Annotated in this window: 18 protein-coding genes; 9 read left to right on the top strand and 9 right to left on the bottom strand. The window is 66.3% G+C overall.

Features of this window, described 5'->3' with window-relative positions; all coding sequences use genetic code 11:
* Positions 1-68 precede the first annotated feature (68 nt).
* Positions 69-1,073, top strand: a complete 1,005-nt coding sequence (locus tag ACQEVO_RS28855; RefSeq protein WP_432919522.1) for a hypothetical protein — start codon at positions 69-71, stop codon at positions 1,071-1,073.
* 11 nt (positions 1,074-1,084) lie between these two features.
* Entirely contained in the window at positions 1,085-1,861 is a 777-nt protein-coding gene (locus tag ACQEVO_RS28850; protein WP_432919520.1) for a hypothetical protein, read from the top strand.
* Between the two features lie 159 nt (positions 1,862-2,020).
* Here ACQEVO_RS28850 and ACQEVO_RS28845 read toward each other — a convergent pair whose 3' ends face one another.
* Positions 2,021-3,232 (bottom strand): MFS transporter, encoded by a 1,212-nt coding sequence (locus ACQEVO_RS28845; RefSeq protein ID WP_432919518.1) that lies wholly within the window; start codon positions 3,230-3,232, stop codon positions 2,021-2,023.
* A 72-nt stretch (positions 3,233-3,304) separates the two neighbouring features.
* Between ACQEVO_RS28845 and ACQEVO_RS28840 the strand changes: the two genes are divergently transcribed.
* The 5 genes from ACQEVO_RS28840 (at position 3,305) to ACQEVO_RS28820 (ending at position 5,538) form a co-directional block, all read left to right on the top strand.
* Positions 3,305-3,793, top strand: a complete 489-nt coding sequence (locus ACQEVO_RS28840) for a nuclear transport factor 2 family protein (RefSeq protein ID WP_432919516.1) — start codon at positions 3,305-3,307, stop codon at positions 3,791-3,793.
* 193 nt (positions 3,794-3,986) lie between these two features.
* Positions 3,987-4,271, top strand: coding sequence for a type II toxin-antitoxin system Phd/YefM family antitoxin (locus ACQEVO_RS28835; RefSeq protein WP_432919514.1), 285 nt, complete (start codon positions 3,987-3,989; stop codon positions 4,269-4,271).
* Complete coding sequence (locus ACQEVO_RS28830) at positions 4,268-4,528, top strand: Txe/YoeB family addiction module toxin (protein ID WP_432919512.1); 261 nt, start codon at positions 4,268-4,270, stop codon at positions 4,526-4,528. The genes ACQEVO_RS28835 and ACQEVO_RS28830 overlap by 4 nt, the downstream gene beginning before the upstream one ends.
* A gap of 52 nt (positions 4,529-4,580) precedes the next feature.
* Complete coding sequence (locus ACQEVO_RS28825) at positions 4,581-5,075, top strand: hypothetical protein (protein WP_432919511.1); 495 nt, start codon at positions 4,581-4,583, stop codon at positions 5,073-5,075.
* A gap of 247 nt (positions 5,076-5,322) precedes the next feature.
* A complete protein-coding gene (locus ACQEVO_RS28820; protein WP_432919507.1) occupies positions 5,323-5,538 on the top strand; it encodes a DUF2510 domain-containing protein in 216 nt (71 codons plus the stop codon).
* Between the two features lie 3 nt (positions 5,539-5,541).
* On the opposite strand, the gene ACQEVO_RS28815 is transcribed toward ACQEVO_RS28820, so the two are convergent.
* The 5 genes from ACQEVO_RS28815 to ACQEVO_RS28795 all read right to left on the bottom strand — a co-directional run bounded on the left by ACQEVO_RS28815 (position 5,542) and on the right by ACQEVO_RS28795 (position 9,151).
* On the bottom strand, positions 5,542-6,375 hold the full coding sequence (locus ACQEVO_RS28815) for a hypothetical protein (RefSeq protein WP_432919505.1): 834 nt from the start codon (positions 6,373-6,375) through the stop codon (positions 5,542-5,544).
* 282 nt (positions 6,376-6,657) lie between these two features.
* Entirely contained in the window at positions 6,658-6,789 is a 132-nt protein-coding gene (locus tag ACQEVO_RS28810) for a hypothetical protein (protein WP_432919503.1), read from the bottom strand.
* Positions 6,790-6,792: 3 nt separating this feature from the next.
* Complete coding sequence (locus ACQEVO_RS28805) at positions 6,793-6,984, bottom strand: MaoC family dehydratase (protein WP_432919501.1); 192 nt, start codon at positions 6,982-6,984, stop codon at positions 6,793-6,795.
* Positions 6,985-7,036: 52 nt separating this feature from the next.
* Complete coding sequence (locus ACQEVO_RS28800) at positions 7,037-8,329, bottom strand: lipase family protein (protein WP_432919500.1); 1,293 nt, start codon at positions 8,327-8,329, stop codon at positions 7,037-7,039.
* A gap of 219 nt (positions 8,330-8,548) precedes the next feature.
* Entirely contained in the window at positions 8,549-9,151 is a 603-nt protein-coding gene (locus tag ACQEVO_RS28795; protein ID WP_432919498.1) for a TetR/AcrR family transcriptional regulator, read from the bottom strand.
* Positions 9,152-9,237: 86 nt separating this feature from the next.
* On the opposite strand from ACQEVO_RS28795, the gene ACQEVO_RS28790 reads away from it, so the two are divergent.
* The gene (locus tag ACQEVO_RS28790) at positions 9,238-9,711 is read left to right on the top strand and encodes a DUF1772 domain-containing protein (protein ID WP_432919496.1); all 474 of its coding nucleotides are present in this window, start codon (positions 9,238-9,240) and stop codon (positions 9,709-9,711) included.
* Between the two features lie 122 nt (positions 9,712-9,833).
* Here ACQEVO_RS28790 and ACQEVO_RS28785 read toward each other — a convergent pair whose 3' ends face one another.
* From ACQEVO_RS28785 to ACQEVO_RS28775, 3 genes are all read right to left on the bottom strand, one after another.
* A complete protein-coding gene (locus ACQEVO_RS28785) occupies positions 9,834-10,889 on the bottom strand; it encodes an NAD(P)H-dependent amine dehydrogenase family protein (protein ID WP_432919494.1) in 1,056 nt (351 codons plus the stop codon).
* A 108-nt stretch (positions 10,890-10,997) separates the two neighbouring features.
* Positions 10,998-11,918, bottom strand: a complete 921-nt coding sequence (locus ACQEVO_RS28780; protein ID WP_432919492.1) for an NADP-dependent oxidoreductase — start codon at positions 11,916-11,918, stop codon at positions 10,998-11,000.
* Positions 11,919-12,039: 121 nt separating this feature from the next.
* Positions 12,040-13,092, bottom strand: coding sequence for an alpha/beta fold hydrolase (locus tag ACQEVO_RS28775; RefSeq protein ID WP_432919490.1), 1,053 nt, complete (start codon positions 13,090-13,092; stop codon positions 12,040-12,042).
* 241 nt (positions 13,093-13,333) lie between these two features.
* Here ACQEVO_RS28775 and ACQEVO_RS28770 point away from each other — a divergent pair, with 241 nt between their 5' ends.
* Positions 13,334-13,843 (top strand): DUF2752 domain-containing protein, encoded by a 510-nt coding sequence (locus ACQEVO_RS28770; RefSeq protein WP_432919488.1) that lies wholly within the window; start codon positions 13,334-13,336, stop codon positions 13,841-13,843.
* Positions 13,844-13,856 lie beyond the last annotated feature (13 nt).

The raw sequence follows: 13,856 nt of genomic DNA, 5'->3' as shown, positions 1-13,856 counted from the left end.
GGAGCCCGAGGCCTCGCCCGTTATCTCGCTGGTCGCGTGTGGGGACAATGGTTGCATGAGAGGGAGTTGTGGCTGCAGACGTTCATCGCGACCTACTCAGGCTCCTGCAGCGTGCTGGGCTTCGTGTTCTCGGTGGCATTCCCGACATGGTGCTTGTCACGAAGGACAATCTGGCTCGACCGACTCGCGTCAAGATCTATGGGCAGGTTCTCACAGCTGCCATGGCTCGGGATGCCGTCCGGCGAAGCGATCGGCCGGGAAGGTTACTTCTCGCGGCGGACAGCGCGCGTGGCTCTTTGATCGAGGAAGCCAAGACCGGCGCTTTCGACTTGGTGCTCGCCGAGAGCGGTCTGGTAGTAGTGGATGGAAAGGTACTGCTCGACGCAGCAGGGGTTTCGTCGACAACCGGTACGCATGGTCGGAGAGTCTCGTGGCTACGACTCGCCGTCCAGCGGGTGCTTGCCATCAGCGACAGCCCACTCAAGCAGATCGAAATCGCAGATCGCATCGGCGCTACCCAGCAGGCAGTCTCCCGGGTGCTGCCGACGTTGGATCACATTCTCCGGGTCGATGATGGCTGGATCGGTGACTCCGGCCTCTTGGATCGCTGGCTCGTCGACTATCCCGGCCCTCGCGGTACGCAGGCGCACTGGTACGGACTGGAGCCTCCCGCAGGGCAGCTGCGCTCTGCTCGACAGCTGCTCACCGACTTGAACGTCGGATCAGTTCTAACCGGCGAGATGGCGGCCGATGAGTACGCACCTTGGATGCTGCCGAACACGGTTCGTCTATACACCGAGGAAATCATCGATTTCACCGATGCTGGATTCTCACCGGCAGACCCCGGGGATGCCACGATGACCATTGTGATCCCCGACGATCCGACGATCAGAGCGGTGGCAGCGGCCACGGCCCAGGTCGAGCCCTCCAGCTACGTTGATTCTGTGCCCCTTCACTTGCTTGCGGATCACGCCATCGTTCTGTGGGATCTCTACAACACCAGTGCGGATCCATCCGCTGCCGAAGCGGCGCATCGGCTCCGTGCTCGTATCGATGCCGATCGGACTCCATAATCATGCTGCCAGTGTCGGCGCGGGTCGATGTCGCTTCTACAACCAACGCATCAGATCTCGGGTACCTGGCATTGGCCGACGTCGCTGCTGCCGCTGCGGACCTTGCGAACGACGAATGGCGCATTATCGGCGGTCATATGGTGCAGATGTTGATCCATATCTATCCGACCGCTATCGGCCGGCTTCGTGGTACTACCGACGCTGATGCCGGTGTGAGCCCCCAGATCGCGGCGAGTAAACACTTCCACGATCGGCTTCGGGACAGGAACTACGAAGACGAGTGCGGCAACCGCTACATCCGGGAACACCCGAACGGCGAGCTGGCCGTGGATATTCTCGTGCCCGATACAGCAGAACCCGGGATACGGGAACTCGGAGGGCGCGGATTCGACCAGGTTCCCGGTCTGAGCCTTGCCCTCGCCGCTCCGGCACTGCGGATTGCTGCTTGTGTTCGTCTGACCAATGGAACATATCTCGATTTCCACATCCAAGTGCCTGATGTCGAAGCGGCGGTCGTGCTGAAGGCTTTGGCATGGCGGTCGCGTTGTGCCGACAAGGATCTCACGGACCTGGCCAGCCTTTTCGAGATCGTCGATGCCCATCGTGACGATCTCTGCGGGTGGTCGATGCACAGGACCTCGCTGATGGGTACACGCCTCGACGCCGCCCGCGCGCTGGGGCAGCTACTTGTCATCCTCGACCGTGGCAAGGTCAGTCGCGGTACCCTGCTCGGTCTTCCGCCCGCGCGATTAGCAGCCTTGATCCGGAAACATGTGTCGCGACCCTGAATGGATATCGCCGACAAGAGCGACCTATAACCTCACCAGCATCCAATTCCACGGCGGCGCGGCGCGTTCCGTAGCTCAGTCGGTAGAGCGCTTCACTCGCAATGAAAAGGTCGGGGGCTCGATTCCCAGGTGGTTCCACACCTTCCCACAGCTCCGGTGTCAGTTCGCAACGAGTGACTCTGACCGCCGGTTGCCGAAACCGGTGATCATCGCGGCCGTCCCGATTGCTGCCGCGGCGATCAATGTGGTGGCCGGCCACCCGAACCACTCGACTGCCGCGGCGCCGAAGGCTGTGCCGAGGCTGCCGCCGACGAAGTAGACCAGCATGTATGCGCTGTTGAAGCGGGCCGGTGCCGAGGGATCGATGGCCAGGACCGTGCTCTGGTTGGCCACCTGGGCGGCGAACAGTCCGGCGTCGAACACTGCCAGGCAGACCAGCGTCGCGACCGTGTTCGCGAGGCCGAAGCCCGCGCCGACCGCGGCCATCCCGGCCAGGGCAAGGCCGACGAGGATCACCCGGCGAGCACCGTCACGGTCGGTCCGGGCGCCCGCGATCCGGGTGGCCAGGAGCCCGGAGAGACCCGCGAGTGCGTACAGGCCGATCCGTTCGGCCGAGTAGGAGTACGGGGGTTCGGAGAGCGCCACGGCGAGACCTGCCCACACCGCGCAGAACGCGAAGAACCACAGGGCGCCGCGCAGCGCGGCAAGGCGCAGGGGCGCGTGGTGGACGAACAAGCCGGGCAGGGAACGCAGGGCGGCGAGGTAGCCGCGTTCGGAGTTGCCGGGTGCCGCGGGGAGCGCCATCAGGCAACACACGGCAACGAGACCGCACGCGGCGGCGAACACCAGCAGCATCCCGCGCCATCCGAGCTCGTCGGCGAGCCACCCGCCCACGATCCGGCCTGCGAGGATGCCGACCGAGATGCCGGCGGTCACCATCCCCAAGACCGTCGCTCGCCGCTGCGGAAGAGCCAAGCGGCCCGCGACCGAGCTCAGACCCGCGCCGACCGCCGAACATGCGCCGATCAGTCCGACTATCGGACCCAGAAAGCCGACGGTGCCGACAGCGGCGCCGGCCGCAAGCGCACACGCCAGAACCGCGAACTGCGCGGCGAGGACGCGCCCGGGGGCGAAGCGGTCGACCAGCGGTACGAGCAGGCCGAGGCCGATCATGTAGCCGACCGGCCCGCAGGCGAGCGCGATCCCGACGGCAGTGATCTGCGTCCCCAGCGTGTCCGCCACGTCCGCGATCGCGGGCTGCATCGGGTAGATGGTCGAGGTGCCGAGGGCAGCCGCGACGGCCATGAACAGGATGACGGGACCGCGGAGCTGGGCAGTATCAGAAGTCTCGGGTCTGGTTTCAGTTCGCACTCGACCGACCGTAAGGACGCACCAACCGCGCTACCGGCGGAAATACGACGTGACCGTCCGTGGTCGGCGAACGTGCCGTCCGATTACCGCCAGCCTGTCATGGACCCGCAGTCAGATACTGACCTCATGACTGTCTCTTCGCCGAAGCTCGTGTTGGAACGCATGTACCGAGCGGAGGCCGAATACCTCGCTGCCGGCGGCCCCGGCAAGGCTTCGTTCTCCACGCTCGCACCGTTCTTCGCCCCCGAAGTGGTGCTGTGGCAGGCGGATACGCTCCCGTACGGAGGAATCTGGCGCGGCCACGACGGTATGGAACAGTTCTTCCTCGCCATGAGCGCGACATGGGACCGCTTCGAAATGACCGAACAGATGTTTCTGTCCGACACCAGCCCGCTCGTTGTTCTGACTCACGTGAACGCGCGCTCCCGTGACAGCGGTCGAGAGTTGAACTTCCCCATACTGCAAATGATCACGGTGACCGATGGACGGATCACCGAGGTGCGGCCCTTCTATTGGGACACTGCGGCTATCGCCGACGCCTGCTCGGTGAGCAACCATTGAACCCGCCTCGAGCGGCGAGGGCATGCGCGAGCACCCCACTGTAACCGGCTCCGCGGCGGGCTCCACTCGGATGAACGACTCCAAGCATCAGATTTCCGCGCGATCCGGATCGGCAGACCGGTTCTGGCTCGTCGCTGAGCGGCGTCACGACCTTGGCGCAACAACCTGTACAGAAATCCTGTACGGTTAGCGTATGAGGCAGATCTCCTACACCGAAGCCCGCGCGACTCTCGCGAAGGTGCTCGATACTGCCACCGATGATCTGGAAGAGATCGTTGTCACTCGCGCCGGTCATGAACCTGCGGTGGTGGTCTCCCTTCGTGAATACGAGTCGCTCAAGGAGACGGCGCATCTGCTCGGCACGCCTGCCAACGCCCGGCACTTGCAGCGCGGGCTGGAGGAGTTCGCGGCCGGCGGGTTCGTGCCCGGCGAACGTCTGGACGTGCCCGACGACGGCGACTCGGCGGGTGTTGCGTGAAGCTGCATTTCTCCAGCGAGGCCTGGAGCGATTATGAGTGGACAGTCGCCAACGACAGGGCGGCGGCCCGCAAGATCAACCGGCTGTTGGACGATATCGTGGTGAGCGGTCAAGCCGACGGGATCGGTAAGCCGGAACCACTGCTGCACAGTCTGGCCGGGTGGTGGTCGCGTCGGATCACTCAGGAGCACCGGCTGGTGTATCGGGTCGAGGGCGATGTCATCCACATCCTGGCGTGTCGCCATCACTACGAGTAGATCTGTGCCTGCTTTGCCGGCTATGGTCCGCTCGACATTGCGGGAGGGGCGGTTGACGCATATCTGGGTGACGGTCTGCCTACCGCCGGAGGCTCTGGATGACGTGGCGGCTGCGCTCACTCGAGCGCTCGCTCCGTTCGAGATGTACCAAGGGTTCCCGGAACGGGAAATGTGGGACACATGGCGGGTTCGGGGCGGTGGTGAGGGAGCCGGCTTCTGTGTACGGGCGGGGTACGAGGATGATTCCCGGCTGATTCACGACACACCCAACTATGCCGGCCACGTGCTGCCCACCCATCGAGGCGAGTGCGCGGGCGGTCCGAAAGCCTTGCTGAACACCGCGGTAAACACCCTCCCATGGTCCGATGTAATCACCCTCGATGGTTGGTGGGTTGAGCCGAGCGGCGTTTGCCGACACAAGGATTGGAACGAGAACACGTCCTTCGACGACGAGCCCGACTGTCCGATACCGCCGGGTGGCTACGAAAACTACGTGAAAATGCTGCCCGAAGACACCGTGCTCGTTCGAGTCTATTGCCACGGCTGACAACGCACCCTCATCTCCGCGCCCACTTTTCCAAATGCTCAGCCTCGCTCGGCGGATCGAGCATCTCGTGAACCTGCTCCCAATCGGCGGCCGGCCAACGGCGCAGCATCGAACTCCTGGCTTCAAGCTTGCAACAACGAGGAATCCCGCGCGACCTTCGGTCGCGTTGCCGGCCTCGCGCTGGCCCTAGACTGCCTCGCGGGGTCGATTGTCCGGCCCAGCCTTTAGTAGGAAGGGTTCGGAGCGCATGGTCACGGTGGGTATCCTGCTGGTGGTTCTCTTGGCGGTAGTGGTGGGCCTGGTCGGTCTCGTTGTGGCGCTTACCAAAGCCGGTCCCAGCCGTGGCCCGGCGCATCCGCCGGTAACGGCGACGCCACCCGGCTGGTACCCCGATCAGGTGGATCCGTCGCGGTTGCGTTGGTTCGATGGGCACATGTGGACCGACCAGCTGCGGAGTCGCTGACAGTCAGGGTCGCCGGATCCAGCCTTGTGCGACATCGGCGAGGTTCCACCAGGACACGAACCGCTCGTCGACACTCTCCAGTGACCAGGCCGCCGACAGCTGATCGAAGAACGCGTCGTCACCGGTCTTGCCGCCCTTGGGTTCACCGATGAACACCAACCGCCGGCCACCGCGCGACTCGAACTGCTCCAGCGCTTCGGACGCCATCGTGTTGCCCCAGCCGGGCGGCCAGCACAGGAGCAGCACCGAGTCCGAATCCAGTTCGGTGTCGAACTCATCGAGTCCGCTGACCGGGAACCACACCGCAGGCTGCCCCGGGGTGTCCGGAAACGACGGATTCGCGGCGGTGTCCGGCGGTTCGGAATCGAACGCCTTCACCGTCACGCCATGGTTGCTCAATTGTCGTGCCCAGTACCCGCGACCGGCACCCAGTTCGACCACTGTGCGTCCCTGGCTGAACATCTTCACCCAGTCCAGGGTCTCGGGAGCGGGGATCGCATAGGCATATGCGGCCTGGAGAATGGTCTGCACGAACCCCAGTCGAACGCTGCCGTCGGCGCTTCCGCCATCGACCACCCTGCGGTCGCCGTCGTTCCCAACAGCCGGACCGACGATCTCCCAGTACGGATTACCGAACTCCGTGGCACCACCGGTCATGAAGTGCACGAACCGCAGATCGAACGCTCCATCGGCCTCCGGGTTCCCGGTACCCGACAGCATCGGCGCGCTATCCAGATATTCGGCGACCTTCGGATACTCCGCCGTCAACCGTGCCCCATCGTCGAGCAACGCGGCCAATTCGGCCCGACGTTCAGACGTCAGTACGAGACCAGTCATGCTCTTGATCCTTCCGGCGCACAGCGGGTTCTGCGAGTGGTTGCCGAATTTCGTCATATCGGATCAAGGGTGCCGGCGTTGCGCGCCGCGCGACGCGACCTTACTGCCGGTGACCTTGGGAAACTTGCACAACGTGTCGGTGCCGTGCCGTGATGGCAGGTTATCGATATGCGCGGTAGAGGGATTCGGCTACGCAGACCGGGCGGTCGAGGCCTTCGCCTTCGAAGGTGAGGACGGTACGGACCTGAATGCCGTTGGGTATCTCTTCGGTGGAGAGGATTTTCAGTCGAGCCTGAAGCGGGTGCCGGTGGGGAGGGCCGCGGGGAAGCGGATCCGGTCGACGCCGTAGGCGACGGCGAAGGAAAATCCGGTGAATTGCCAGAGGGTTTCGAGCAGGCTCGGAGCTGTGGCCATGAATTAGTAGCCGTGTGCGATTGTCGAGCCGTAGGGGGTGGTGCGGGCGAAATCGGGGTCTACGTGGAGGGGGTTGCGGTCGTCGCTGGCGTCGGCGAAATCGGTGACTTGCTGCTGGCTCAGCAGCTGCCATTCGGTCACCGCTTCCGCGCCGTTGTGCTTACCGGGGTCCTCGGCGGCGTCGATAGCGATCATGCTTCCGAGGCTAGGCGTATATCGGCGGCTGCTTCGGTGCCGAGGCGGTCGATCACCCGGACGGGGCGGGGACGGGGGCGAGGGAGTTGCCCGGGCCGATGGATTCGCAGTTGGTTGGGGGTGGGGTGCCGGTGAAGCGGTCGGTGAGAAAGTGGGCGGCTTGGGCTTGGAAGAGGGGGAAGGCGGCTATGTGGTCGGCGTGGGGGTAGCGGGTGTAGGTGACCGGGACGCCGCGGTGGCAGTGCTGGTGGGCCAGCGCTTCGATATCGCGGGCGACCATTACCGAGTCGCCGATCGGGTCGCTTTGGCCCACGGCGAGTAACAGCGGGATGGTGGGGTTGCCGGCGGTGCCCATGATGTTGTCGTTGAGGGCGGCCGCGGCCACGGGGATGTCGAGTATGGAATTGTAAGGAGCGCGGACCATTTCGGCGTCGGTGAGGCCGGGGTAGCGCCTGGCGAACTGGCCGAGGCAGAGATTTTCGACGGCGGCGGTGAGCTGGGTGCCGCGTTCGGAGAGGAAGGCGGCGGTGTCGAGGTCGTAGGCGCGGCGGTAGGCGACGATTACGGCCGGGATGACACCCGCCCAGTTGGTGCTGCCGCTGACATAGGGGAGGTTGTGGGCGAGGTGGACGGGTAGCCCGCCGGCGGCGGCGCCGACCAGGGCGAGTTCGGGGGCGTAGTGCGGGGCGAGTTCGGCACCCCATTCGGTGGGCACCGAACCGCCCGAGTATCCGAACATCGCGACCGGTGTCGAAGCGGGAAGACCCAGGATCTGTTCGGCCGCCCGGATTCCGTCGAGGGCGCCGTAGCCGGATTGCCGCCCGATGGTCCACTCCAGGTCCAGGCCCTCGTAATCGGGTACCACGACGGTGTACCCGGCGGCGAGATAGCCGGCGATAGCGGCCTGTTCCATGACGGCGCCGGGGTTGTCGGTCCGGCCGGTGAGCGTGTTCGAGGGGTTGCATTGGGAGCCGAGCGCGTCGTAGGCCATGTGGTACGACAGCAGTCGTGGGGGGCCGGGGACGAGTGGGCGCAGCACGGTGGTGACCGCCGCGGTGGGCGTGTTCTGCTGGGTGGTGGTGCGGTAGAGCACCTGGGTGCTGGTGATGGGTGTGGATAACTGCGGGAAGGCGAACGGCGCGGGCCGGGAACGCAGGACCGTGCCCGGAGCTGTGGCGGTCAGGGGTTGGTCGTAGGTGTAGAAGGGGTCTGCGGACGGGTGTGGTGGCTGGGCTTGTGTGGTGGCCGGGATCGCCGCTGGGCCGCCCGACAGCAGCACCATCATGGTGACCAGGGCAAGGACCATCCGTGACCGTGTCCCGGAACCGAATGCGACCGTCCTCATCGGCGACTCCGTTCCCCGGCGACCGCCGGGCGCTACCGCGGGCCGGTTCCGGAACGACCGGGCACCGTCGCGGTCTGACGGGTGTGCACAAGCCTGAGCAGCGAAAACGTCTTCGGACGCCGCTGCATTGAAACGCACTCGCCTGCGCGGGTCAACGAACCGGTCGCGCGGGTCGCGAACGAAGCCGCCGGAAGTACGCGGATACGAGGTGTGGTGAGACTAATTCGCGTTCCGCGCGGCGGAGTCATCTGCGGCGCTGTCGAGCCAGCTTCGGAGGATGGCCAGGCGTTCCTCGCGGTGACCCGGGCGGAGGCGGTTGTTGCGTTCCAGGGTGGCCAGGCCGTGGAGGGTGCTCCAGATGGTTTCGGTGAGGGTTTCGACGTCGGTTTTCCGGGCGAAGGGGGCGAAGGTGGTGACCAGTTCGGCGAAGGCGTTGCGGAGGGGTTCGGGGGCGCCGTCACCGAAGGTGAGATCGGTGGGCAGGACGAACATGGCGTCGTAGAGGGCCGGGTTCCCGGCGGCGAAATCGGTGTAGGCGCGGGCTACGGCGGCGAGGGCGGCGGAGGCATCCGGGGCGGTGGTGCGGGCGCGGTGGAGGGATGCGGCCAGTTCGGTGATGCCGTCGAGGGCCACCGCGGTGACGATGGCCCGTTTGCCGGCGAAATGGCTGTAGAGGACGGGCTGGCTGTATTCGATGCGGTCGGCGAGTTTGCGGACGGTGACGGCGTCCCAGCCTTCGGTCTCGGCCAGTTCGCGGGCCGTGTCGACGATCAGCCGGTGCCGGTCGGCGCGTTCCCGTTCTCGCCTGTTCTGGATTCCCATGCCTTCAAGTTAGCAGCGCTAGACAAAGTAGCGCCAGCAAGATAGTGTCGCTACTAGAGATAGCAATGCTAGATATGGAGTTGACCATGCTCACGCTCATTCAGGTTCTCGCTGTGCTCGCGCTTGTCACCAACAGCGTCGTCTACGGTGCCGATGCTGTCGCCGCACTCGTGACGCGCTCGGTCAATGCCCGGCTCGACGACGCGACGATGACCCTCAGCGCCGGATGGGGTCACTACTTCGCCGACGCACGCATGCCGCCCATCGGCATCACCGGATTGGTCAGCGCGCTCGCCGCCGCCGTGGTGGCTGGGCTCAGCGGATACCCGGTTGCGGCGGCAGCGGCGGCCGTGGCCGTGGTGGCGCTGGTCGTCTGGCTGGTTCTGTACGCCCGGGTCGCCAAGCCGGTCAACACCGCGCAGAAGGCGGCGGCGCTTTCCGGAGTTGTACCGGAGAATGCTCGTGCGCTGCAACGGCGTTGGGAAAGCATCATCGTGCTGCGGGTGGGGTTGCAGGTGGTCGCGCTGGTCGCGTTGGCGGTCGTAATCGCCGCTGTCTGACCGGCAGACCACGCGAACGAACCGGCCGGGTGTGCCGGTTCGTTCGCTGTCTGTGCCCGTCCGGCAGGCCGTCGAACTCGACGGCCTCGCTACACCTCCGGATCCGCAGGCGGGTACTCGAGTTATCTGGCGAGGTCGGGGTGCGCGCGGCCGGTGACCACCGGCATATCCACGAAGGTGAGAATGCCGGGCGGCGCGGCGCAGACCGTGGGGATCGAGTTGACGCAGTGTGCGGCGGTGACCACGATCCCGGGGTTGCGGAGCAGGCCCGCCGTGACACTGGCCGGATGCCAGCCGTGGATGACGACCGAACAGTCCGGATCGCCCTTCACCTCGACCTCGAAGCGTTCACCGCCGGGCCCGAATTGCCATGGCGGATCCAGGTTTTCCTCACCCATCAGCCAATTGACCGCCACCCGCACGACCTTCGTCTCGCCGACGAACGCTTCCCAGGCGAAACGCTGCGCGGCGACCCGGCCGGGCTCGATGACGCCGGCCGGTGAATCGATCGGCGCGGTGGCTACGGCGAGCTCGTGGCTGCTGCGGATCTCCGCCTCGGCGAAACCCAAGGTGTCCAGGCACATTCGTACCGACTGCTCGAAGCCGCGGGCCAGCAGGCCCAGCATCGGGCCGGCCTTCGCCTCCTCCGGGGTCGCGCCGAAACCCATGATGTAGCGGACGACATCGGGGGCGTTGTAGGTGCGGATATCGGAGAATTCCTCCCCGCGGACGAAGGTGATCGCCGAGGACAGGCCGCTGAAGAAGAGGGGCTGCTGTTCGGTCGCGCCACCGGGGTCGATACCCGTGCCGTGCAGGGTTGCGCCACCCTCGAGCGCCGCGGGTTCCATTTTCGACCGCTCCTTCTCGTTCGGCCAGAACCAGCCGAGGGGAGTGACGACGTTCTTGCCGGACCGCAGGATCGCCTGGACCTGACCGGCGTCCGGCAGCAGCGGTGCGTACAGAACGCAATCGGCATCGAGGGCGAGGATTTCCTCGACGCTGTGGGTCGCGATGACACCGGTCTTGCCGACCCCGACGATATCGCCGACATCCTTCCCGGACTTCTCCGGCGAATGAACCCAGCAGCCGACGAGCTCGAGGTCGGGATGCCGCAGGATATGTTCGATCGCGGCCTGTCCGACACCCCCGGTCGCCCATTGAACAACGCGCAAAGCCATCGTGCGAACCTACCCGCCGCCGGGGCGCCGACGTTCGGGAACGCGCGTACCACTCGGCCGGTCCCGCTCAGTGGCCGACGGAAGTCACTGTTTCCGGCCGGTTCGATATCAGAGCACGATGACGTTCTTGCCGCGCGTATGGCCGGTCTGGCTCGCGGCGAATGCCTCGGGTACCTCTTCGAGGGAAAAAGTGCGGGCAACCGGCACCGTCAGATCGCCCTTGGCGGCGAGGTCGGCCAGCCGCTGGGTTTGGGTGCCGTCGGGGCGGACCCAGACGACGTGCCCGCCGTGTTCGGCCACGCTGTTGTCGGCGACCGAGGCGTGCCGGCCGCCGGTCGCCAGAACCGCGAGCGTGGTGTCGAGCTGGCCGCCGACGAAATCGGCCACCGCCTGAACGCCGTCGGGGGCGAGTTCGCGGATGCGGTCGACTACGCCGTCCCCGTAGGTCACCGGTTCGGCGCCCAGTTCGCGCAGGTAGTCGTGGTTGTCCGGGGAGGCCGTGCCGAGCACGCGGGCGCCGCGGGCCTTGGCGATCTGTACACCGAGACTGCCGACGCCACCGGCCGCGGCGTGGATCAGCACGGTGTCGTCACCGGTGACCCCGAGCAGGTCGAGGGTGCGCAGCGCGGTGCCGCCGGCCAAGGGCAGCGCTCCGGCCTGTTCCCACGGCAGATCGGCCGGTTTGCGGGCGACGTGCGCCGCCTCGACAGCAACCAGTTCGGCGAATGTCCCGGCGTGCAGTACGTCTTTACGGGCATAGGCCAGCACCTCGTCACCGACCGCGAATTCGGGAGTGTCCAGCCCGGTGCCGACCACGGTGCCGGCGACATCCCAGCCGGGGATCACCGGGAACACCGCATCGATCAGGCCGTCCAGCCCGCCCGACATCACCTTCCAGTCGACCGGGTTCACCCCGGCGGCCCGCACCTCGATCAGGACCGAACCGGGGAAAAGTTTGGGATCGGGCAGGTCACGGACGCGAATATCGTTGTTGTCGGTGCTGTAGCGGTCGTAGGTCGCTGCGCGCATAACTCCATTCCTATCGGTTGGCGGTGTCGTTGCGTGCAACGACGCGCCAGGGCCGATATTCCGGTGTACGGGACAGGGTCCGCCGAGCCGGGCATCGTCGACCGGACTCGGGGACCTCCGCTCAGCCCGCGGCCTTCGACTGCGGGCTGGTGCGGCTCAGGATGGCGGTGAGTTCGGTGTTGAAACGGTCGGCGGCCTCGATATTGCCCAGGTGGCCGGTGGGCCAGACCTGGTAATCGGGGTGGTTGCCGGCCGCGCGCATGGTGTCGGCGATGATGCGCGACATCCGTTCGGGCAGGAGCCGGTCGTAGCGGCCGGCGATGATCGTGGTGGGGACGGTGAGGTTCGCGGCCGCCTCGCCGAGCTCCAGATCCGCCAGCAGGGCGGCGTGCCGGCCGCGGGCCAGCGGGCGGCAGGAACGCACGATGCCCAGGGCGAATTCCGCCTGCTCATTCGTGGCGCCGCGGGCCATGATGCGCTCTTTGAGCAGCTCTCGCGCCGCCCAGCCGCCGGGTAGCGGCAGCGGGGAGGTGAGCAGGGATTCGGCGAAGATCATCGGCAGCCGCAGCGGGGAACCCAGCAGGGTGATCGGCTGGTTGCCGAGGCTGAGCGGTTTGTTCAGCAGCGGCAGCAGATCGGTGTCGTAGCGGATATTGCCCGAGGTGGTGTTGGCCAGGACCACCGCGCGGGCGCGCCGGGCTACCTGATCGGGGTGCCGGGCCGCCCAGGCCTGCAGGGTGATACCGCCCATGCTGTGACCGACGAGCACGGCTTTGCGGCCGGGGCGCAGGGTGGCGTCGAGGACGGCGGCGAGATCGTCGGCGAGGGTGTGATCGGCGAGGGCGGCGCGACCCAGCGTGCTCTCGCCGTGACCGCGCTGATCGTAGGAGATGACGCGGTAGCGATCGGCGAAGGTGTTGATCTGCGGATGCCAGTATTCGATACAGCAGCTCCAGCCGTGGATGAGCACGATCGGCTCGGCATCGGCGGGACCGTAGGAGTGGACGCGCAGGCGGGCTCCGTCGACGGTTGTGACAGTCGAGACCTCTGGCGCATCGACCGGGGCGTTGAACGCCGCGTTCTTGAACCGGCGGGCGCGCAGTGCGGCGCGGTAGGGGGCGGTCAGCGCCCCGTGGTGCGCCTGCGACAGCGCGGATAACGATTTCACCAGCATCAGAACACTCCTTTGTGCCTGCTGACACGGTAACCTGCAAGCTGGGTGCTTACAAGAGCAAGCGCCGCACCGAAATTCACGCCCGGAATGTGGTTCTCTATCCGGATGTCGGTTTCGTAGGCGGTGTTGTTAACCCAGAATTTCCCAATCCCGGCCGGTTTTATGCATGCGCCGCCCAAACGGAGCAAGCATCTCCGGTGGTTGTGGCATCAACCCCGGCGCCCGGACTACGGTGAGAACTGTGAAGGACTCGGACGCGGCGCGGCCACCGCTGGTGTCATCCGGAGCGCCGGGCGCAGGCGAGCCGGGGGTCGTGGCCGGGGTTACGGGTCACGCGGCGAAGCGCCGCGGCGGGGTGCTCGGGCTGGCACTTCCCGCCGCGGTCGCGAGTGCGGGGGCGGGCGCCGTGCTGCTGCTGCATGTGCGCGACCCGCATATTCCGGGCTCGTACGGGCTGTGCCCTTCCTACGGGCTGTTCGGTGTGTACTGCCCCGGATGTGGGGGTATGCGGGCAGTGCACAACCTGACCGACGGGAACATCATCGATTCCCTGCACAGCAATCTGCTGGCGTTGCCGGTGCTGGTGCTGTTCGCGCTGTGGGTGGGTGATTGGGCCGTCCGGGCCTGGCGCGGCGAAGGGCCGCGGCTGCCCGGGATCGGCCTCACCACGACCTGGGTGCTGCTCGGCTCGCTCGCTGCGTACACCGTATTGCGCAACACGCCGTGGGGTACCTGGCTGACGCCGGTTTAATCGACGAGGTGGA

Source organism: Nocardia sp. CA-290969 (genome assembly GCF_050936135.1).
Classification (GTDB): Bacteria; Actinomycetota; Actinomycetes; order Mycobacteriales; family Mycobacteriaceae; genus Nocardia.
This window is presented reverse-complemented; position numbering and strand designations above follow the sequence as displayed.